The organism is Stenotrophomonas sp. FR010 (assembly GCF_047520755.2).
Classification (GTDB): domain Bacteria; phylum Pseudomonadota; class Gammaproteobacteria; order Xanthomonadales; family Xanthomonadaceae; genus Stenotrophomonas; species Stenotrophomonas sepilia.
The window spans coordinates 13,520-32,432 of the sequence record NZ_JAXBQT020000018.1; the positions used below are offsets into that span (position 1 = coordinate 13,520).

Sequence of the window (18,913 nt, forward strand, 5' to 3'; positions counted from 1 at the left end):
CCTCAGTGGCCGTGCTCGGCTTCGCCCTTGGCCAGCTCGGCCTTGAGCAGGAAGGCGTTGGCACCGACGATGCGCTCGTTGCCACTCAGGCCACCGAGGATCTCGATGCGGTCACCGGCACGGCGCCCGGCCAGCACTGGCTGCGCCTTGAAGCCACCTTCGACGGCGACGAACACCGCGCTGCTTCCATCGACGTTCTGCACCGCATCGGCGGGCACGCTGAGCGAGCCGTCCTGGCCTTCGGTGACCACCACGGCCGATACCGGCGAACCGGCCGGCGGCAGCGATGCATCCACCGGCGTGGCGCGGATCACTGCGACGCCGCCCTGCTGCCGTACATCGGCGGCCGAACCGGTGACGGTAGCGGTGAAGCTGCCACCCGGCACGCTCACTTCCAGCTTCATGCCGGGCATGACCTGTGCAGCCAGCGCTGGCGGTGCGGTGAACACCAGCTCGTTCATCGACGGGTCGGCGACGTCGGCCACCGCACTGCCGGCGGCGACCACACCGCCCGGCGTGACCTGCACGTTGCCGACGATGCCGGCCACCGGGCTGGTGATGCGCACGCGTCCACTGGCATCGGGCGCACCGTTGGCGGCGGCCTGTGCCTGTGCGGCAGCGGCCTGGGCCTGTGCCGCCAGCGAACGCGCACGCGAGGCTTCCAGCTCCTGGCGGGCGACCACGCCCTGGTCGACCAGGGCCTTGTCGCGGCCATAGGCCAGGCGTGCGGCCTCGGCTTCGGCGGATGCGGCCAGCGCATTGGCGCGGAACACCGCTGCCTCGCCACTGACCACGATGGCCAGCGCCTGGTTCTGTTTCACCGCCGTGCCCGGCGCGACCAGTACGCGCTCGACGCGGCCGGTCACGGTCGAGGCCACCGAGGCACGGGCACCGACCGAGGGTTCCACCCGACCGGCGAGGCGGGTGGAACCGCCACCGCCGTGACCGACGGCAACCACTTCGATACCGGACGCCTTGATCTGCTCAGGGGTCAGCGGTACCACGCCTTCATCGGTGTCTGCCGGCGTCTTCGCGGATTCGGCCTTGGCTTCCTTGCTGCCGGGCGCGTGGCCATGGCTGTCGTCGGTGCCGGCCTTGGTCGCAGCGGGGTCTTCATTGGCAGGTGTCTGCGCGTTGCCAGCGCAGCCGGCCAGCAGCACAGTCAGCAGCATGCCGCCGATCAGCGGAAAAGTACGGGAGAGAGTCATGGGGCCTCCACAAAGGGTGCGCGCCCTTCAAGGCGGGCAAGATCGATTTCCGCGCCGACGCGCGACAGGCGCGCATCCACGGCGGCGGCGCGGGCGGCGATAAGAGCGCTGCGCGTGCTGCGCAGTTCCAGCTGCGAGATGCGTCCGGCGTCGAAGCCGATGCGGGCCAGGCGATACGCCTCTTCGGCGGCGACCACGCTTTCATCGGCGGCGCGGGTTCGGCTGCCGGCGGCCTTCAAACCGGCCACGGCGGAGAGGCGTGCCGCCTCGCTGTCGCGGCGCTGCTGGTCCAGGCGCGCTTCGGCCGCGCGCTGGTCGGCATTGGCGGCGCGGATGCCACCGCGGTTGCGGTCAAACAGCGGGATGCTGAGGCTGAGCCCGAGGTTGTAGGCACGCTCGCCGCCCTCTCGGAAGCGGGTCTGCGCGGCGGTGACGCTTAGGTCGGGCAGGGCGCGCTTGCGTTCCACCTCGACCAGTTTGCCCGCCGCATCGGCTTCGGCTTCAGCGATGCGCACCGCCAGTGCGGTATCGGTGGCGCCGCGTGGCAGCGGCGGCGCACGGTCGAGCAGGCTGTCGCCGATCGACTGCACCGGCGCATCCAGCAGTGCAGCACCGGCCAGGCGGGCCAGCGCGGCATCGCGGAAGGCCTGCGCTTCATCCAGCGCGGCGTTGGCGTTGGCCACTTCGCTCTGCGCCTGCACCGCGCGCAGTTGCGGTTCGCGGCCCTGCTTGACCATCGCGTTGACGGCGTTGGCGTCATCGCGGGTGAGGCTCAGTGCCTCTTCGGCCAGGGTGTAGCGGCGCAGTGCACTTTCCGCCTGTGCGTAGACCACCGCCAGCTGGCTGGCCACATCGCTGCGGCTCTGCGTGCCACGCAGGTTGGCCGCCTGTGCCTCGGCGCGGGCCGCACGGACGCGCGCGCCGCGCTGGCCCCAGACCTCCAATGGCTGGGACAGGGTAAGCACGCTGTCGGCCTTGCCCATGCCGCCATAGGAGCCGGTGCCCCAGGCATTCTCGGCCGACCAGGACAGGGAAGGGTTGGGCAGTGCGCGGGCCTGGTCGGCGCGCGCGTCGGCGGCCTCGGCCAGCGCCGCACCGACGCGGGTGCCGGGCAGCTGGTCCAGGCGTTCAAGCAAGGTGTCGTAGGAAGGGGCGGCTTGCGCCATCACCGATGCCGCCGGGGCCAGGCCCAGCAACACGGCGACGACCCGCCCGGCCGCACGCAGCGACCGAGGTGTCAGGATCGACATAGGGGGATTCCGGTTGTGAGTGAAACGGGAGCCCGCAATCGCGGGACGCGCTCAACTCACGCCCGGGGGGGACGCGTCAATTCATCCTGGGCGACCGCATAGGTCGCCGCGTCGCCGGCATTCATCCAGCGCGCCGGCAGCGGCGCACCGAAGGCGGCGAGGGTGCTGGCCGGCAGGCTCAGGTTGGAGTGGTGGCAGTGGTTGTGGCTGCAGGCACCGGTGTGCTTGCCGTCACTGTCACCCTCGGCATCGTTGGCGTTGCTTTCCACGTGCACCACAGTGGTGTCGTGCGGTTCGACCGCGCAGGCCAGCACGTCGGCCACCGGCACGACCACGAACGCCGCCATCAGCAGCATCATCAGGTACGTACGCAGTTGGCGGGTGATCCGGCGCATGGAAGGGAGGCTAGCAAGCGATTTTCGCCGGATACAATATCAATGGCCGCCTCGGGAATTCGTCGGAATCTCCCGTTCAGGTGGACCGGGCGCGGGGTCGGATCCCTTTCCTCCGGAAAGGGCTCTGACCCCACCGCGTTGCCGGCCAGCGGCCGGCACTACCCGGGTCACGGCAGCTTCGCGATCACCTTGATCTCGAACTGGAACCCGTACAGCCAGGTCACACCGATGCCGGTCAGGGTCGGGTGCGGCGCCTGGCCCCAGTACTCGGGCACGATCGCCCAGGCCTTCTCGAAGTTCTTCTCCGGATCGACCAGGAACACGGTCACGTCGATCACGTCATCGAACGTGCAGCCTGCGGCAGCCAACACCACATTGAGATTCTCGAAGGCGCGGCGCACCTGCATTTCGAAGTCCGGCTCGGGCGAGCCGTCCTCGCGGCTGCCGACCTGGCCGGAGACGAACAGGAAACCGTTGGATCGGATCGCCGGCGAGTAGCGGTTGCGCTCGTACAGGGCCTGGCGGCCGGCGGGGAAAACGACATCACGCTGTGACATGGGGAAGATCCCGTGGGAGAGGACGCCATCCTCCCCGCCAGCGGTGTCTGGATAAACCGCGATGATCGGCCTAGATTGATTGCCAATTCCAAACAATCACGGCCAGCCATGGACCGTTTCGAGGCGATGCGGGCGTTTGCCCGGGTGGTGGAGACTGGCAGCTTCACCCGTGCGGCGCAGACCCTGCAGATCAGCCGCACCACGGCCACCCAGCTGGTGCAGCAGCTGGAGGCACACCTGCGGCTGCGCCTGCTCAACCGCACCACGCGCCGGGTCAGCGTCACCGCCGACGGTGCGGCCTACTACCCGCGCATCGCCCGCCTGCTGGCCGAGCTGGAAGAGGTGGAGGGCGGGCTGGGTGACGCAGCCAGCCAGCCGCGCGGCCGCCTGCGGGTGGATGTGCCGGGGCCTTACGCGCGGCTGCGGCTGGTACCGGCGCTGCCGGAGTTTCAGGCGCGCTACCCGGAGATCCAGCTGGATATCGGCGTCAGTGACCGCGAGGTCGACGTCATCGCCGACAACGTCGACTGCGTGATCCGCGGCGGCACCCCGGCCGACCCGGCACTGGTCGCGCGGCCGCTATGTGAAGCGTTTCGGCGTGCCGACCGACCCGCGCGCGCTGGAAGGGCCGGACCACCACATGGTCGGCTTCCTCAGCCCGCGCAGTGGTCGCGCACGCGTGTTCAGCGCGCAACGTGGCGATGAGCGCATCGAGGTGCAGGGCCGCTACACGGTCGGTTTCGACGACGGCAACGCCTATCTGGCGGCGGCGCTGGCGGGGCTGGGCGTGGTCGCGCTGCCCAGCTACATGGCCGCGCCGCACGTGGCGCGCGGCGAATTGCTGCCGCTGCTGCAGGACTGGCAGCTTCCACCCATGCCGATGCATGTGATGTTCCCGCCGAACCGGCACATGAGCCAGCGGCTGCGGGTGTTCATCGATTGGGTGGTGGAAGCGTTGGGGTGATGCACACGCACCTGTAGAGCCGAGCCCACGCTCGGCTGCTTCTCGCTCCAACGCTCAAGGCCCGCGCTTCGCGCGTGAGCCGAGCACGGGTTCGGCTACAGGGAGGGCTTCCTGCTGCAGGCATGCGAAAATCATCGCGGCACGCAACAGGAAACATCGCCACGCATGAATCGCATCGTCGCACTGGACACCGAAACCACCGGCATCTCCCACCGCCTGGGGCACCGCGTGATCGAAATCGGCGCCGTCGAACTGATCGACGGCCAGCTCAGCGGCCGCCAGTTCCACACCTACCTGCAGCCGCAGCGCAAGGTGGACTGGGGCGCACAGCGCGTGCATGGCATCAGCGATGCAATGCTGGTGGGCAAACCGCTGTTCTCCAGCAAGGCCGCTGAACTGCTGGACTTCCTGCGCGGCAGCGAGATGGTCGCGCACAACGCCACCTTCGACGTGGGTTTCCTGGACAACGAGCTGCGCCTGGCCGGCATTCCCGGCACGCTGGCCCAGCACTGCCGCATCACCTGCAGCCTGAAGCTGGCGCGCGGGCGCTGGCCCGGCCAGGGCAACAAGTTGGACGATGTGCTGCAGCGCCTGCGCATCCCCGGCAACCGGGGCCTGCACGGTGCGCTCAAGGATGCCCATCTGCTGGCCCAGGTGATTCCGCACCTGCGCTGAGGCTTGCCCGCTGTTACATCGGCCGTAACCAGCGCTCGATCATCGCCACGCCACAGGCCACCCCGTCTTCATCGCTCATCGCCACGCCCAGGGCCGCCGCGCGTGCGCGTACTGCGTCGGCTTCTGCGAAGGTGATGGCTGCTGCCAGCGTTGCTGCATCCAGTCGCTTCGGTGACAACGGTGCCGGTGCCACGCCCAACCGACACAGGCGATCGGCCCAGAAGAACTGATCCGCAGCGAACGGCATCACCAGCGAGGGAATGCCGGCCCGGCAGGCCGAATGCGTGGTGCCGCTGCCACCGTGGTGGATGGCGAGTGCGCAACGCGGGAACAGCGCTTCGTGTGGGGTCGGCCCCAGTACGAAGACCGAATCGGGCAAGCGCATCGCAGGCAGTCCCACCCAGCCAGTAAACAGCAGCACCCGGCGTGGCGCCAGCGCCTGCAGCAGGGCCGGCAGCACGCGTTCGCGATCAAAGCCGGTCATGCTGCCGAAGCCCAGGTAGACCGGCGGCGGGCCGGCATCAAGGAAGACCCGTAGATCGGCCGGGGGCGTCCAGGGCGCATCAGGAAGCCGCCATTGGCCACAGACCATGTGGTCGGCCGGCCAGTCCGCCGGTAGCGGCAGCAGCTGCGGTGAGATGCCATAGAGCATCGGCAGGCCGGACCACAGCGCGCGGCGCGGCGATTGCCCCAACTGCTGGCGTGCCGCGTTGATCGGCCGGCGGAACTGGCGCCAGATCAGGCCGTTGACCAGCCCATAGCTGGCGCGGTTCAACCAGCCCGGCGAGCGTCCCGGTGGCAGGAACGGAGAGCGGAAGGCCCGCGTCGGGGTCAGCGGAATCATGCCGCTGCCGATGACGGGAATCCTGCGGCGTTCGCCCACGCTCATGCCGACGAAGGCCGCCAGGCCACCGGTCAGAATCGCATCGCAGCCTTCGGCGGCGGCATCGGCTTGGCGCATCCAGCTGCTGACATGCTGCAGCGCCATCCGTGCCAGGCCGGTACTGGCGGCGGCAACGCCGTTGCCACGCGAGACCAGGGCGACCACGTCGTCATGGATGTCACCCTCAAGGGCCGCGTGGGGCACATCCAGGGCCTGCGCGCTGCCCAAGGTGCCGCCATCGGCCAGTAGCGTCACCTCGTGGCCCGCGCCGATCAGCCCATGGCAGAGCATGGCCAGGGGACGTGTGTCGCCTTCGGTTCCGTAGGTCAGGGCCAGCAGCCGCATGGGAAGCTCCGCAGTGGTCCGGGCCAGTATGCCGGTTGGCGGAGTGCCCCCGGTCCTGCCGGTTCAGTCCCCGCCTGTGGGTAACTTGCGCAAGTGCTTGAACCGGTGCATAATGCGCGGCTCGCTGTGTCCGGTTTTCTACCGGGCGGCGTCCCCGGGAGCACGTCCCCGGCCGCCCAACGCCAGCGTAACCCTTTGATTCTCTTGACGTGTGGTGGGCAACCATCGAGGCCGCCGTCTCCCGGGCTACGGGCTGACAACTACTACTATCGAGGTGCGCAATGTCCCGCGTATGCCAGGTTTCCGGCAAGCGAGTGCAGACGGGTAACAACGTCTCGCACGCCAACAACAAGACCCGTCGTCGTTTCCTGCCGAATCTGCACGAGCGCCGTTTCTGGGTGGCCAGCGAGAACCGCTGGGTCAAGCTTCGTGTTTCCGCGCATGCACTGCGCACCATCGACAAGAACGGCATTGATTCCGTTCTGGCTGAGCTGCGTGCGCGCGGCGAAAAGGTCTGAGGAGTAAAGCATCATGGCAGGCAAGCGCGATAAGGTCCGTATGATTTCCTCGGCCGGTACCGGCCACTTCTACACCACGGACAAGAACAAGAAGAACACCCCGGGGAAGATGGAATTCCTGAAGTACGATCCGGTCGTGCGCAAGCACGTCCTGTACAAGGAAGGCAAGATCAAGTAATCCGCACGGATTGCTGGTCCCCGCGAAGAAACCCGCCCTTGTGGCGGGTTTTTTCATGCCCTGCGTTTACCTGGTGGATACCGACCGTTCCGATGCTGCTGTGGTGGTGGTGGGTGCCGACCGTTGGTCGGCACTGGGCAGTCCCTGCGCACGCTGTCGCCAATGGCGCCATGGCTGGAGCGAAGGGCCGATTGCGATAAGTGATTCTTCCTACTGGTTCCGGCGCCTCGCGCTGTTCAAATCGATTGGAACGACGGGCGTGGCCGTGCCCATGATGGCGAGCCGCTGCGGTTGCAGCGGTCGGGCTTGCAATCCCGAGGAATCGAGTAACGGTAAATTCGCCAGCCGCTGTCTCTGCGTGTGCAGCGGCTGGCGACCCGCTCTGCCTTATGGCGGGCGGTGCGTGGGGGCCGCGTGCCCGCCGGTTTGGTTTCCGTTGCTTGTTCCCCGGTATTGCAACCACGCATCGTCCGCCACCTTCACGGTGGCCAGATCCGTTGAAGGAGGTTGCATGAACACCCCGTCACACCGGCAGGACCTGGAACTGGGCTGGCTGCGCCTGCAGCGCGTGCTGGAAGGCATCGAGGGCATGGCGCTGCTGCTGTGCGACCACCATCTGGCACTGGCCAACGGTGCACCGTCGCCGCTGCCGGAGGCGCAGCTGGAGCGGGCCGCGCAGGCCATTGCCTGCATGGCGCTCAACGGCCGCCGCCATGCCGATTCGGTACGCCAGCTGTGCGAGGTGCCGGTGCGGCACTGAGCCATTCTGTAGAGCCGAGCCCACGCTCGGCTGCTCTGCGGTCGGGCCGAAAGGCAGTCGAGCATGGCTCGACTCTACAAAGGCCGCTGGGCAGAATGGCCCATCACCTCCCGACGGACGACACGATGCTGTTCGAGTGGTTGCTGGGTTCCTACCTGCTGCTGATCGACTGGCTGATCCGGCTGGTCGCGCTGTGCTGGATTCCCACCCGCACCACGCCGGGGGCGGCGCGCAGCTGGCTGCTGCTGGTCGGCTTCGTGCCGCTGCTGGGGCTGCCGTTGTACCTGCTGTTCGGCCACCCGTGGCTGTCGCGCGAGCGCATCCGCCGCCAGGCCGAGGCCTCGCAGGTCATCCGCGAGGAACAGGCGCTGCAGCATCGCCTGCGCTGGACACCGCAGCCGGACACCGCCAGCGCCGAAATCGTGCCGCTGGTGCAGCGCCAGGGCGATTTCATGCCGGTGCACGGCAACGCCGTCGACCTGCTGACCGACTACGACGAATCGCTGCACACGCTGATCGCCGACATCGACCAGGCCGAAGACCGCGTGCACCTGCTGTACTACCTGATGTTCGACGACGCAGTGGGCGAGGCGGTGGTCGAGGCGCTGCAGCGTGCAGCTGCACGTGGCGTGCAGTGCCGCGTGCTGCTGGATGCGGTGGGTGCCAAGCGCGGCCTGCGCGCCTATCGCAAGCGCCTGCAGGCGCGCGACATCGAGGTACGCGCGATGCTGCCCGGTGGCCTGCGCTGGCGCCGCAGCGGGCGCATGGATCTGCGCAACCATCGCAAGATCGCGGTGATCGACAACGAAGTGGCCTATGTCGGTTCGCAGAACCTGGCCGGCCCGCAGTTCGTGCCCGGCCACCCGAACCGCGAGCTGGTGGCGCGCGTGCGTGGCCCGGCCGTGGCGCATTTGGAAGCGGTGTTCGCCAGCGACTGGTACATGGAAACCGGCCAGCGCCTGGACGTCATCGCCGATGTGCCCGAGTGCAGCGACGACATCGCCACCCAGCTGCTGCCCAGCGGCCCGGCCTATCCGTACAGCAACGCGCGTGATGCGGTGGCGGCGCTGATCCACCTGGCACGGCGACGGCTGGTGATGGTCACGCCGTATTTCGTGCCCGACGAAGCCACGCTCAGTGCGTTGCGCATTGCGGCCTTGTCCGGCGTGCAGGTGCAGCTGATCCTCTCGACCAGCAACAACCAGCGGCTGACGTCGTGGGCGCAGGAGGCCTACTACGACGAGCTGCTGCGCTGTGGCGTGCGCATCGCGCTGTACGAGCCGCAGTTCCTGCATGCCAAGCACATGAGCGTGGACGAGGACATCGCCGTGCTCGGCTCGATCAACATGGACATCCGCTCATTCGCGCTGAATGCCGAAATCGGCCTGGTCTGCTACGACCGCGCGCTGGTGCAGCAGCTGTGTGCGATCGAGGATGGCTACCTGCGCGAGTCGCGGCAGCTGGACCTGCAGCAATGGCGCAGCCGCCCCACGTGGCGGCGCAGCCGCGAAGGCATCGCACGTCTGGCCGATGCGTTGATGTGAGATGGCGGCAATCGCCCGCTTCGGCAACCCGGCCCGTCATCGCCGATGGCCTACAATCGGCGCATGACTGATTCACCGCGTAATGGCGAACTGGACCTGGCAATCATCGGCGGTGGTGCGGCCGGGGTGCTGGTGGCGATCCAGGTGCTGCGCCAAGCCAAGGCGCCACTGGCGTTGGCCATTCTCGAACCGGCTTCGCAGCTGGCCCAGGGCATCGCCTATGCCACGCCGTGGCCGGAGCACCTGCTGAACGTGCCGGCGGCGAAGATGAGTGCGTTTGCCGACCAGCCCGGCGATTTCCTCGACTACCTGATGGCCGCCAACGCCTACCCGGGCCAGGCGCGCGAGGTGCTGGGCGAGCGTTACGTATGCCGCCACTACTTTGCGGCCTACCTGCAGCAGCGCCTGCAGGAGGCCGCTGCGGCCAGCCCGGCACAGCTGCAGGTGATCGCGCAGCCGGTGCTGGACCTGCAGCCGGATGACCATGGCTACCGGCTGGCACTCGGCGATGGCCAGACGCTGCACGCCGTGCAGGCGGTGCTCGCCACCGGCAACAGCATGCGACCGCTGCCGGTGGCCGGTGCCGAGGCACTGCCCGCCGATGATGTGATCGAGGCTTGGGACTACGACGGCGTGCGTACCCTGGCCGGTGAGCAGGCCGTGGCCATCGTCGGCTCCGGCCTGAGCATGGCCGACACCGTGCTGGCGCTGGTTGCCGCCGGCCACACCGGCCCGCTGCATGTGATCTCGCGCCATGGCCTGCTACCGCTACCGCATGCGCATGGCGGCCTGCCCACGTTCGACCCTGCCACGCTGCTTCCGATGCGCCTGCGCCAGCGCCTGCGCGCCTTGCGCGGGTTCGCTCGCCAGGCGCAGGCCGACGGGCTGCCGTGGCAGGGCGTGATGGACCGCATCCGTCCCCACGGACAGGCGCTGTGGTGCAGCCTCGACGCGGCCGACCAGCGCCGCTTCCTGCGCCATGTGGTGCGCTACTGGGACGTGCATCGCCACCGCATCGCCGAAGAGGTCGACGCACAGCTGCAGGCGCTGATCGAAAGCGGCCAACTGCGCATTCACCGGTCCCGCCTGCAACGCGTCGGCCGCGAAGGCGATGCCCTGCGGCTGTCGGGTCGCGATGCCAACGGCAATGAACAGCACTGGACGATCAGCGGCGTTGTCAACGCCACCGGCGTGGAAACCCGCGCCAGTGCGCTGCGCAATCCGTTGCTGCAGCAGCTGCAGGCCGAGGGCCTGGCCCGCCCCGGGCCGCATGGGCTGGGCCTGGACAGCACGGTGCCGGGCGACCGCCTGCGCAGCGCCAGTGGCCAGCCGCAGGCACGGCTGGGCGTGCTCGGCAGCCTGCGCATCGGCAGCCTGTGGGAAAGCCTGGCGGTGCCTGAACTGCGTCAGCAGGCGCAGGCGCTGGCCAGTCAGGTGGTCGCAGGAGCCGCGACGGCGATGCCGTAAAATGGAGGCATGGATGTCTCCCACCTGCTTGATGGCCTGAACCCGGCCCAGCGCGAAGCCGTCTCCGCTCCCCCCGGCCACCACCTGGTGCTGGCCGGTGCCGGTTCCGGCAAGACCCGCGTACTCACCCACCGCATCGCCTGGCTGCATGAAGTCGATGGCGTGCCGACCCACGGCATTTTCGCGGTGACCTTCACCAACAAGGCGGCCGGCGAAATGCGCCACCGCATCGACGCCCAGCTGCCCCATGGCAGCCATGGCATGTGGATCGGTACCTTCCACGGACTGGCCAACCGCCTGCTGCGCCTGCACTGGCAGGACGCCAAGCTGCCAGAAGGCTTCCAGGTGATGGACTCGGACGACCAGCTGCGGCTGGTCAAGCGCGTGGTGCAGGCGCTGGAGCTGGACGACGGCAAGTACCCGCCCAAGCAGATCGCGTGGTGGATCAACGCGCAGAAGGACGAGGGCCGCCGCCCGCAGCACATCCAGCCCGAACCGCACGACGCGTGGCTGGAAACCATGCGCCAGGCCTACATCGAATACCAGGCGCGCTGCGACCGCGCCGGCCTGGTCGACTTCGCCGAGCTGCTGCTGCGCGCGCATGAACTGCTGCGCGACAACCCGGCCCTGCTGGCGCATTACCGCGCCCGCTTCCGCGAAATCCTGGTGGACGAGTTCCAGGACACCAACGCCATCCAGTACGCCTTCGTGCGCGTGCTGGCCGGCGATTCCGGCCACGTGTTCGTGGTCGGCGACGATGACCAGGCCATCTACGGCTGGCGCGGTGCCAAGGTCGAGAACGTGCAGGGCTTCCTGCGCGACTTTCCGGGTGCGCAGACCATCCGCCTGGAGCAGAACTACCGCTCCACCGCCAACATCCTCGGCGCCGCCAACGCGGTGATCGCGCACAACCCGGATCGCATCGGCAAGCAGCTGTGGACCGACAGCGGCGACGGCGAGCCGATCGACCTGTATGCGGCGTACAACGAGATGGACGAGGCGCGCTACATCGTCGAGCGCGCCCGCCAGTGGGTGCGCGACGGTGGCAGTTACACCGAAGTGGCCGTGCTCTATCGCAGCAACGCGCAGTCGCGCGCGCTGGAAGAAGCGCTGCTGAGCGAGCAGGTGCCGTACCGCGTGTATGGCGGCATGCGCTTCTTCGAGCGTGCCGAAATCAAGGACGCGCTGGCCTACCTGCGCCTGCTGTCCAACCGCAATGATGACGCCGCTTTCGAGCGCGCGGTCAACACGCCCACCCGGGGCATCGGCGACCGCACGCTGGACGAAGTGCGCCGCGAGGCGCGCGCGCAGGGCATTTCGTTGTGGGAAGCGACGATGCTGGTCACCCAGGGCAGCGCGCTGGCCGCACGTGCGCGCAATGCACTGGCCGGCTTCCTGGGGCTGGTCAACGAGCTGCAGGCCCAGACCGTGCACATGACCCTGGCCGAGCGCGTGGACCACGTGCTGGCCCGCTCGCAGCTGCGCGAGCACTGGAGCAAGGAAAGCCGCAATTCGCTGGATTCGGAATCGCGTACCGACAACCTCGACGAACTGGTCTCGGTGGCGTCGCGCTTCGTGCGCCGCGCCGACGACATCGAGGAAGTGGGCGAGGACATGGACGAGCTGGTCGCGTTCCTGGCCTATGCCGCGCTGGAGGCCGGTGAAGGCCAGGCGCAGGCGGGCGAGGACGGCGTGCAGCTGATGACCCTGCACTCGGCCAAGGGCCTGGAATTCCCGCTGGTGTTCCTGGCCGGCCTGGAGGAAGGCCTGTTCCCCAGCGCACGTTCGCTGGAGGAAAGTGGGCGTCTGGAAGAAGAGCGTCGGCTGGCCTACGTGGGCATTACCCGCGCGCGCCAGAAACTGGTGCTGAGTTATGCCGAATCGCGCCGCATCCACGGCCAGGACAACTACAGCCTGCCATCGCGCTTCCTGCGCGAGATTCCGCGCGAGCTGCTGCACGAAGTGCGCCCGAAGGTGCAGGTCTCGCGTCCGGCCTCGCTGGGCAGCAGCCGGGTGATGGGCCATGCCTCGATCGAGGCACCGCCGGTCAAGCTTGGCGCACTGGTCACCCATCCCAAGTTCGGCGAAGGCATGGTGACCGACTACGAAGGCAACGGCGCCCACGCCCGCGTGCAGGTCGAGTTTGCCGACGCCGGCAGCAAGTGGCTGGTGATGGCGTATGCCAACCTGACGGTGATCTGATCACCGTCAGGGGGCGGGAATTCCTGTAGAGCCGAGCCATGCTCGGCTGCTTCAGGCGGGAAAACCAGCCGAGCATGGCTCGGCTCTACAACAGCGGTCGGCTATCAGCCGATGGTGAACTTCTCTACGGCTGCCACCAACCCGGCGCGCTCCATCGCTTCTTCATCCTGGCGGTTGCGGATCAGCGCGTAGTGGCCTTCCGCCGGCGACAACACCTCGATCACTTCGCCGCGGTAGTTGGTGATCTCGATGAAGCCGTTGCCCACTCCGCTAACGTTGTCGATCTCCGCTATCAATGTCTTCAGGCTCACAACGGCACCGTCCTTGTCCGTGCCGCCACCAGTGCGGGGATTGTCGAAGTACACGCTGATCTTCGGCTGCCTGGTCCTATGCCAGTTGTTGACGTCAACGATGTGATGTGTGGACCACCTGAAATCCTCTGCTGATTCGTTGCCGTTGAACTCACACCGGAAGATCGGCAGGCACAGGAACAGACCCGTGCGCTTCTCGATCCCATTCAGAAGCCCGTGATAAGTGCTGGGAACCGCCATCGCATGAGTGAACCCATAGGCGTTGGAAGGAATTTCAAAGATCGTTGGCCCATCATGTGAAAGACGGGGCGGCGCGTTCAGCACAACGCTGGCGGCGAACTCCGGATCATCGACATTTTTGGACGCGATCGCGAGGTCATGTTCCTTGGCATTTCTGATGCAGCAATAGAGCACGTACGTCGCGACTACGTACTTGCTGAAGTAGCAGTCGTGCGCCTCGGCTACCTCTGCGAACGTCGTTAACAGGTCATCCTTGGTGATCATGGGCATCTGGACGGTGGAAAGGCCCATGATGGTCTTTCGAGTGTTTTCCGGCCATGCAACTTGTCCGAATGTACCTGAGTGGGGTCAGAGCCCTTTTCCGTTGGAAAAGGGATCCGGCCCCGATTAGGCTTCGCGCATGACCCGCAACGTGCTCTTCCTCTGCAGTCAGAACCGCCTGCGCAGCCCGACGGCCGAGCAGGTCTTCGCCGATTGGCCGGGTATCGAGACCGCCTCGGCCGGGTTGCTGGCCGATGCCGAGGAAGTGCTCAGCCCCGAGCTGCTGCAGTGGGCCGACCTGGTGTTCGTGATGGAGCGCGCCCACCGCAACCGGCTGTCCAGCCGCTACAAGGCGTGGTTGAACGGCAAGCGAGTGATCTGCCTGGATATCCCGGATGACTACGAGTACATGGACCCGGTGCTGGTGGAGCTGCTGAAACGGAAAGTGCCGCCGTTCCCGCGTTGACGGGCTGTTGTAGAGCCGAGCCCATGCTCGGCTGCTTCTGGCGGGAAAAGCAGCCGAGCATGGGCTCGGCTCTACAATAGGCGGCACTTCTTTCAGGAACGCTCCCATGACCGAACCCGTGCTGCACGTCACCGTGACGTTGAATGCCCGGCTGCAGCCCGACCATCGCCACGAACTGTTCGAGGACCCACTCGATGCGCTGCTGCAGGCGGCCAATGTCGGCGAGATCACCGGCGGCGGCACCGCGATGTCCGACCTGGGTGAGGTCGAATACGGCGATATCGAAGTGGCGCTGGTCGATGCCGATGGCGTGCCCAAGCTGATCGATCTGCTGGAACAGCTGGGTGCACCGAAGGGCTCGAAGATCCAGGGCGCGGGTGAAGCCGATCGCAGCTTCGGCGTGACCGAGGGCCTGGGCATCTACCTGGATGGCCTGAACCTGCCGGACGAGGTCTACGAACAGTGCGATTCCAACCACGTGTTCGAGCAGCTGTCGGAGAACATCGACGGCCTGGGCGAGATCTGCAGCTGGTGGCAGGGCCCGAGCGAGACCGCGCTGTACATGTACGGCCAATCGTTCGAGGCGATGCGCGATGCAATCGCTGAATTCGTGGGCAGCTACCCCCTGTGCCAGAACGCACGCGTGGTGCAGATCGCCTGAGCGACATTGTTGTAGAGCCGAGCATGGGCTCGGCTCTACAGAAGGGGGCCGGCCGAGCGCGTCCCTCGGACCACGTGACGGTGCGCACGGGCCCCTGCACAGCGCCGGATTGATCCTGCTCAAGGCGCCGCCTCCACATCCGGTGTGCAATGGTGGCGTTCCCATCTGGCAGACCGCCACGGAGCCCCACCATGTACAAGCGCATCCTGATTGCCACCGACGGGTCCGAGCTGGCCGACAAGGGCCTGGCCAAGGGCCTGGAGCTGGCCAAGGACCTCAACGCCGAGGTCGATATCGTGACTGTCTCCGAGCCGTGGGCCGTCGGCATGTACGACGCCATGGGCTGGAGCGTGGGCTACATGAACAGCCCGGAATACAAGGCCGACCGCGAGGAGGGCGCGCAGAAGGTGCTGCAGCCGGCGCTGGCCAAGGCCGCCGAGCAGGGCATCACGGCCAACCCGGTGCACGTGCTGGACCGCTACGCGGCCGACGGCATCATCGAGACGGCGGCCGAGCGCAACAGCGACCTGATCGTGATGACCTCGCACGGCCGCCGTGGCGTGACCCGTGTACTGCTGGGCAGCCAGACTGCCGAGGTGCTGGCGCGCAGCACGCTGCCGGTACTGGTCATCCGCTGATCCACACCCGCTGATTGAAGCGTTCCCCGGGGAGGGGACCCGACGCCGGTGCGCAGGATGCGCGCCGGCGTTGTTTTTTGTGGGGGGCTGGGGTGAATCCACGCATGGCGTGGATCTACTGGATCGCAGGGATCCGACCCGGTCACCTCACCAGCTGTACAGCTTCCAGTAGACCGGCGACACGCCATCCTTGTCGTTGTCGAATCGGCCATCGCCGTTCTTGTCGTACATGTAGAACGGGGCACCGCGCGACGGGGTCACCTTGACCATGCGCAGCTGGCCGGACACACGGTATTCCTCGATGACATCGCCGTTGTCCATGGTACGCCTGGACACATCCGCGCCCTTGACGTCCACCGGGGGAGCACCCGCGCCACCCATGCTGGCGCAGCCAGCGAGCAGGAGCAGGGAAGCCAGCATCAGGGTCTTCATCGGCGGGGGCCTTTGCCTGGAAAGAGCCCTGATTATGCCCCATCGCGGTGTGCGCGCCGTGTCGCCGCGGTGCAGGCACGGGCGCGTAGAATCAGCGCATGAGCAGATTAGTCCTGATCGACGGGTCCAGTTACCTGTACCGCGCGTTCCACGCGCTGCCGCCCCTGTCCAATGCACAGGGTGAACCCACCGGCGCGCTGTTCGGCGTGGTCAACATGCTGCGTTCGACGCTGAAGGAGCGCCCGGCCTACGTCGCGTTCGTGGTCGATGCGCCCGGCAAGACCTTCCGTGATGACCTGTACGACCAGTACAAGGCCAACCGCCCGCCGATGCCCGATGAGCTGCGCAGCCAGGTCGAGCCGATGTGCCGCATCGTCGAAGCGCTGGGCATCAGCATCCTGCGCATCCCCGGCGTGGAAGCCGACGATGTGATCGGCACGCTTGCGCTGCAGGGCCTGGCGCAGGACCTGAAGGTGACCATTTCCACCGGTGACAAGGACTTCGCCCAGCTGGTGCGGCCGGGCATCGAGCTGGTCAACACCATGACCGGCAGCCGCATGGATTCCGACGCGGCGGTGATGGACAAGTTCGGCGTGCGCGCCGATCAGATCATCGACCTGCTGGCGCTGATGGGCGACGCGGTCGACAACGTGCCGGGTGTGGAGAAGTGCGGGCCGAAGACCGCTGCCAAGTGGCTGGCCGAGTACCAGCACCTGGACGGGGTGATGGCGGCCGCGCCGACCATGAAGGGCAAGATCGGCGAGAACCTGCGCGCTGCGCTGGAACGCCTGCCGCTGAACCGCGAATTGGTGACGATCCGCACCGATGTGGAACTGGAGGCCAGCCCGACCACGCTGGCGCTGCGCGAGCAGGATGTTCCGGCGCTGACCGAGCTGTATACGCGCTATGGTTTCACCCAGGCGCTGAAGGAGCTGGGCGCGCCTGTGCCGGCACCGGTGGCCGCCAGCGAGGCGACCCCGAGCCTGCGCGGCACTGCGGCCGGCTTCGCGCGTGGCAGCGTCGAGGCGCCCGCCGCCGGCACGCTGGATCCGGCACTGTCCGCGCCGGGTGAATACGAGACCGTGCTGACCAGCGGGCAGCTGCAGGCCTGGGTCGAGCGCCTGCAGCAGGCCGAGCTGATCAGCTTCGATACTGAAACCGATGCGCTGGACGCGATGCGCGCGCGCCTGGTTGGCGTCAGCCTGGCTGTCGAGCCGGGCAGGGCGGCCTACATTCCGGTCGGCCACGATTACCCGGGTGCGCCGGCCCAGCTGCCGATGCAGCAGGTGCTGGATGCACTGCGCCCGGTGCTGCAGGACCCGGCGAAGAAGAAACTGGGCCAGCACGGCAAGTACGACCTGCATGTGCTGCGCCGCCACGGCGTGGAGGTGCAGGGCTACCACGACGACACCATGCTCGAGAGCTTCGTGCTCAACTCCACCGCCACCCGCCACGACATGGATTCGCTGGCCCTGCGTTACCTGGGCTACACCACCCTCAAGTTCGAGGACGTGGCCGGCAAGGGCGCCAAGCAGATTCCGTTCTCGCAGGTGGGCATCGACGAAGCCAGCCGCTATGCGGCCGAGGACGCCGACATTACCCTGCGCCTCCATCGCGCGCTGCAGCCGCAGCTGCTGGCCGAGCCGGCGCTGGACAGCGTGTACCGCGACATCGAGATGCCGCTGGTGCCGGTGCTGACCAGCATTGAAGCCAACGGCGTGCGGATCGACACCGACGAACTGCGCCGCCAGAGCCAGGACCTGTCCTCGCGCATGCTGGCCGCGCAGCAGAAGGCCACCGAGCTGGCCGGCCGCAGCTTCAACCTGGATTCGCCCAAGCAGCTGCAGGCGGTGCTGTTCGACGAGCTGAAGCTGCCGGCGGTGGTGAAGACCCCGAAGGGCCAGCCCAGCACCAATGAAGAGGCACTGGAGGCAATCGCCGACCAGCACGAGCTGCCACGGGTGATCCTCGACTACCGCGGGTTGGCCAAGCTGCGCAGCACCTACACCGACAAGCTGCCGGAGATGGTCAACCCGGACACCGGCCGGGTGCATACCAGTTACCACCAGTCTGGTGCCGCCACCGGCCGCCTGTCCTCGTCGGACCCGAACCTGCAGAACATCCCGATCCGCACCGAGGATGGTCGCCGCATCCGCCGCGCGTTCATCGCCCCGGAGGGCTTCCAGCTGCTGGCGGCCGACTATTCGCAGATCGAACTGCGGATCATGGCCCACCTGTCCGAGGACCCGGGCCTGGTGCGTGCCTTCGAGCAGGGCGCCGACGTGCACCGTGCCACCGCCGCCGAGGTGTTCGGGCGCACGCTGGAGGAAGTGACCCCGAACGAGCGCCGCGCCGCCAAGGCGATCAACTTCGGGCTGATGTACGGCATGAGCGCCTTCGGCCTGGCCCGCAACCTGGGCATCGACCGTGGCCAGGCGCAGGACTACGTGGCGCTGTACTTCAGCCGCTACCCGGGCGTGCGCGATTTCATGGAGCGGATGCGCCAGCAGGCCCGCGACCAGGGCTATGTGGAAACCCTGTTTGGTCGTCGCCTGTACCTGAACGACATTCATGCACGTAACCAGGGCCTGCGCGCCGGTGCCGAACGCGCGGCGATCAACGCGCCGATGCAGGGCACCGCCGCCGACATCATCAAGCGTGCAATGGTGGATGTGGACCAGTGGCTGCGCGACAGCGGGGCACCAGCGCGGATGATCCTGCAGGTACACGATGAACTGGTCTTCGAAACCGAAAGCAGTTTCGTTGAAGACCTGCGTTTGCAGGTGGTGGAGCGCATGTCGCAAGCGGCCAAACTGCGGGTGCCGCTGGTGGTCGATACCGGCGTCGGCAGCAACTGGGATGAGGCGCACTGACGGCATTTCAGGCCGAAAACGACGTGAATGTGTTCATGAGTCGGGGGTTTCTGACTCGACCATGAATGTTGCCCCGATTGAATTT

Annotated in this window: 18 protein-coding genes and 1 pseudogene; 12 read left to right on the forward strand and 7 right to left on the reverse strand. The window is 67.3% G+C overall.

What is annotated here, in order from left to right:
* Window positions 1-2: 2 nt before the first annotated feature.
* The 4 genes from ACM0PK_RS15745 to ACM0PK_RS15760 form a co-directional block, all read right to left on the reverse strand.
* Complete coding sequence (locus ACM0PK_RS15745) at window positions 3-1,208, reverse strand: efflux RND transporter periplasmic adaptor subunit (protein ID WP_139728012.1); 1,206 nt, start codon at window positions 1,206-1,208, stop codon at window positions 3-5.
* On the reverse strand, window positions 1,205-2,458 hold the full coding sequence (locus tag ACM0PK_RS15750; RefSeq protein ID WP_065185918.1) for a TolC family protein: 1,254 nt from the start codon (window positions 2,456-2,458) through the stop codon (window positions 1,205-1,207). The genes ACM0PK_RS15745 and ACM0PK_RS15750 overlap by 4 nt, the downstream gene beginning before the upstream one ends.
* A 56-nt stretch (window positions 2,459-2,514) precedes the next feature.
* Complete coding sequence (locus ACM0PK_RS15755) at window positions 2,515-2,853, reverse strand: hypothetical protein (RefSeq protein ID WP_414607076.1); 339 nt, start codon at window positions 2,851-2,853, stop codon at window positions 2,515-2,517.
* A 167-nt stretch (window positions 2,854-3,020) separates the two neighbouring features.
* A complete protein-coding gene (locus ACM0PK_RS15760) occupies window positions 3,021-3,410 on the reverse strand; it encodes a RidA family protein (protein WP_072167792.1) in 390 nt (129 codons plus the stop codon).
* Between the two features lie 108 nt (window positions 3,411-3,518).
* Here ACM0PK_RS15760 and ACM0PK_RS15765 point away from each other — a divergent pair.
* Both ACM0PK_RS15765 and dnaQ read left to right on the forward strand, forming a co-directional pair.
* Window positions 3,519-4,374, forward strand: a pseudogene (locus ACM0PK_RS15765) (LysR family transcriptional regulator).
* A gap of 165 nt (window positions 4,375-4,539) precedes the next feature.
* A complete protein-coding gene (gene dnaQ, locus ACM0PK_RS15770) occupies window positions 4,540-5,049 on the forward strand; it encodes a DNA polymerase III subunit epsilon (RefSeq protein ID WP_005420353.1) in 510 nt (169 codons plus the stop codon).
* 13 nt (window positions 5,050-5,062) lie between these two features.
* On the opposite strand, the gene ACM0PK_RS15775 is transcribed toward dnaQ, so the two are convergent.
* On the reverse strand, window positions 5,063-6,277 hold the full coding sequence (locus tag ACM0PK_RS15775) for a glycosyltransferase (protein ID WP_414607075.1): 1,215 nt from the start codon (window positions 6,275-6,277) through the stop codon (window positions 5,063-5,065).
* A gap of 281 nt (window positions 6,278-6,558) precedes the next feature.
* Here ACM0PK_RS15775 and rpmB point away from each other — a divergent pair, with 281 nt between their 5' ends.
* The 6 genes from rpmB (at window position 6,559) to uvrD (ending at window position 12,946) form a co-directional block, all read left to right on the forward strand.
* Entirely contained in the window at window positions 6,559-6,795 is a 237-nt protein-coding gene (gene rpmB / locus ACM0PK_RS15780; RefSeq protein ID WP_005411638.1) for a 50S ribosomal protein L28, read from the forward strand.
* Between the two features lie 10 nt (window positions 6,796-6,805).
* Complete coding sequence (rpmG, locus tag ACM0PK_RS15785; RefSeq protein WP_169411268.1) at window positions 6,806-6,973, forward strand: 50S ribosomal protein L33; 168 nt, start codon at window positions 6,806-6,808, stop codon at window positions 6,971-6,973.
* Between the two features lie 511 nt (window positions 6,974-7,484).
* Window positions 7,485-7,733 (forward strand): hypothetical protein, encoded by a 249-nt coding sequence (locus tag ACM0PK_RS15790; protein WP_414607074.1) that lies wholly within the window; start codon window positions 7,485-7,487, stop codon window positions 7,731-7,733.
* 125 nt (window positions 7,734-7,858) lie between these two features.
* Window positions 7,859-9,277, forward strand: coding sequence for a cardiolipin synthase (gene cls / locus ACM0PK_RS15795; protein WP_414607089.1), 1,419 nt, complete (start codon window positions 7,859-7,861; stop codon window positions 9,275-9,277).
* Between the two features lie 45 nt (window positions 9,278-9,322).
* On the forward strand, window positions 9,323-10,744 hold the full coding sequence (locus ACM0PK_RS15800) for an FAD/NAD(P)-binding protein (RefSeq protein ID WP_414607073.1): 1,422 nt from the start codon (window positions 9,323-9,325) through the stop codon (window positions 10,742-10,744).
* 9 nt (window positions 10,745-10,753) lie between these two features.
* Window positions 10,754-12,946: a DNA helicase II gene (gene uvrD / locus ACM0PK_RS15805; protein WP_414607072.1), complete on the forward strand. Its 2,193-nt coding sequence runs from the start codon at window positions 10,754-10,756 to the stop codon at window positions 12,944-12,946.
* 104 nt (window positions 12,947-13,050) lie between these two features.
* On the opposite strand, the gene ACM0PK_RS15810 is transcribed toward uvrD, so the two are convergent.
* Window positions 13,051-13,788 (reverse strand): hypothetical protein, encoded by a 738-nt coding sequence (locus ACM0PK_RS15810; RefSeq protein WP_414607071.1) that lies wholly within the window; start codon window positions 13,786-13,788, stop codon window positions 13,051-13,053.
* A 109-nt stretch (window positions 13,789-13,897) separates the two neighbouring features.
* Here ACM0PK_RS15810 and ACM0PK_RS15815 point away from each other — a divergent pair, with 109 nt between their 5' ends.
* The 3 genes from ACM0PK_RS15815 (at window position 13,898) to ACM0PK_RS15825 (ending at window position 15,523) form a co-directional block, all read left to right on the forward strand.
* Window positions 13,898-14,224, forward strand: a complete 327-nt coding sequence (locus ACM0PK_RS15815; RefSeq protein WP_414607070.1) for a low molecular weight protein tyrosine phosphatase family protein — start codon at window positions 13,898-13,900, stop codon at window positions 14,222-14,224.
* Between the two features lie 106 nt (window positions 14,225-14,330).
* Window positions 14,331-14,885, forward strand: a complete 555-nt coding sequence (locus ACM0PK_RS15820; protein ID WP_414607069.1) for a hypothetical protein — start codon at window positions 14,331-14,333, stop codon at window positions 14,883-14,885.
* A 191-nt stretch (window positions 14,886-15,076) separates the two neighbouring features.
* Entirely contained in the window at window positions 15,077-15,523 is a 447-nt protein-coding gene (locus tag ACM0PK_RS15825; RefSeq protein WP_005420335.1) for a universal stress protein, read from the forward strand.
* Window positions 15,524-15,670: 147 nt separating this feature from the next.
* Here the strand turns inward: ACM0PK_RS15825 and ACM0PK_RS15830 are convergent, their stop codons facing one another.
* Window positions 15,671-15,955 (reverse strand): DUF2782 domain-containing protein, encoded by a 285-nt coding sequence (locus ACM0PK_RS15830; protein ID WP_049443782.1) that lies wholly within the window; start codon window positions 15,953-15,955, stop codon window positions 15,671-15,673.
* 98 nt (window positions 15,956-16,053) lie between these two features.
* On the opposite strand from ACM0PK_RS15830, the gene polA reads away from it, so the two are divergent.
* Complete coding sequence (polA, locus tag ACM0PK_RS15835) at window positions 16,054-18,828, forward strand: DNA polymerase I (protein ID WP_414607068.1); 2,775 nt, start codon at window positions 16,054-16,056, stop codon at window positions 18,826-18,828.
* Window positions 18,829-18,913 lie beyond the last annotated feature (85 nt).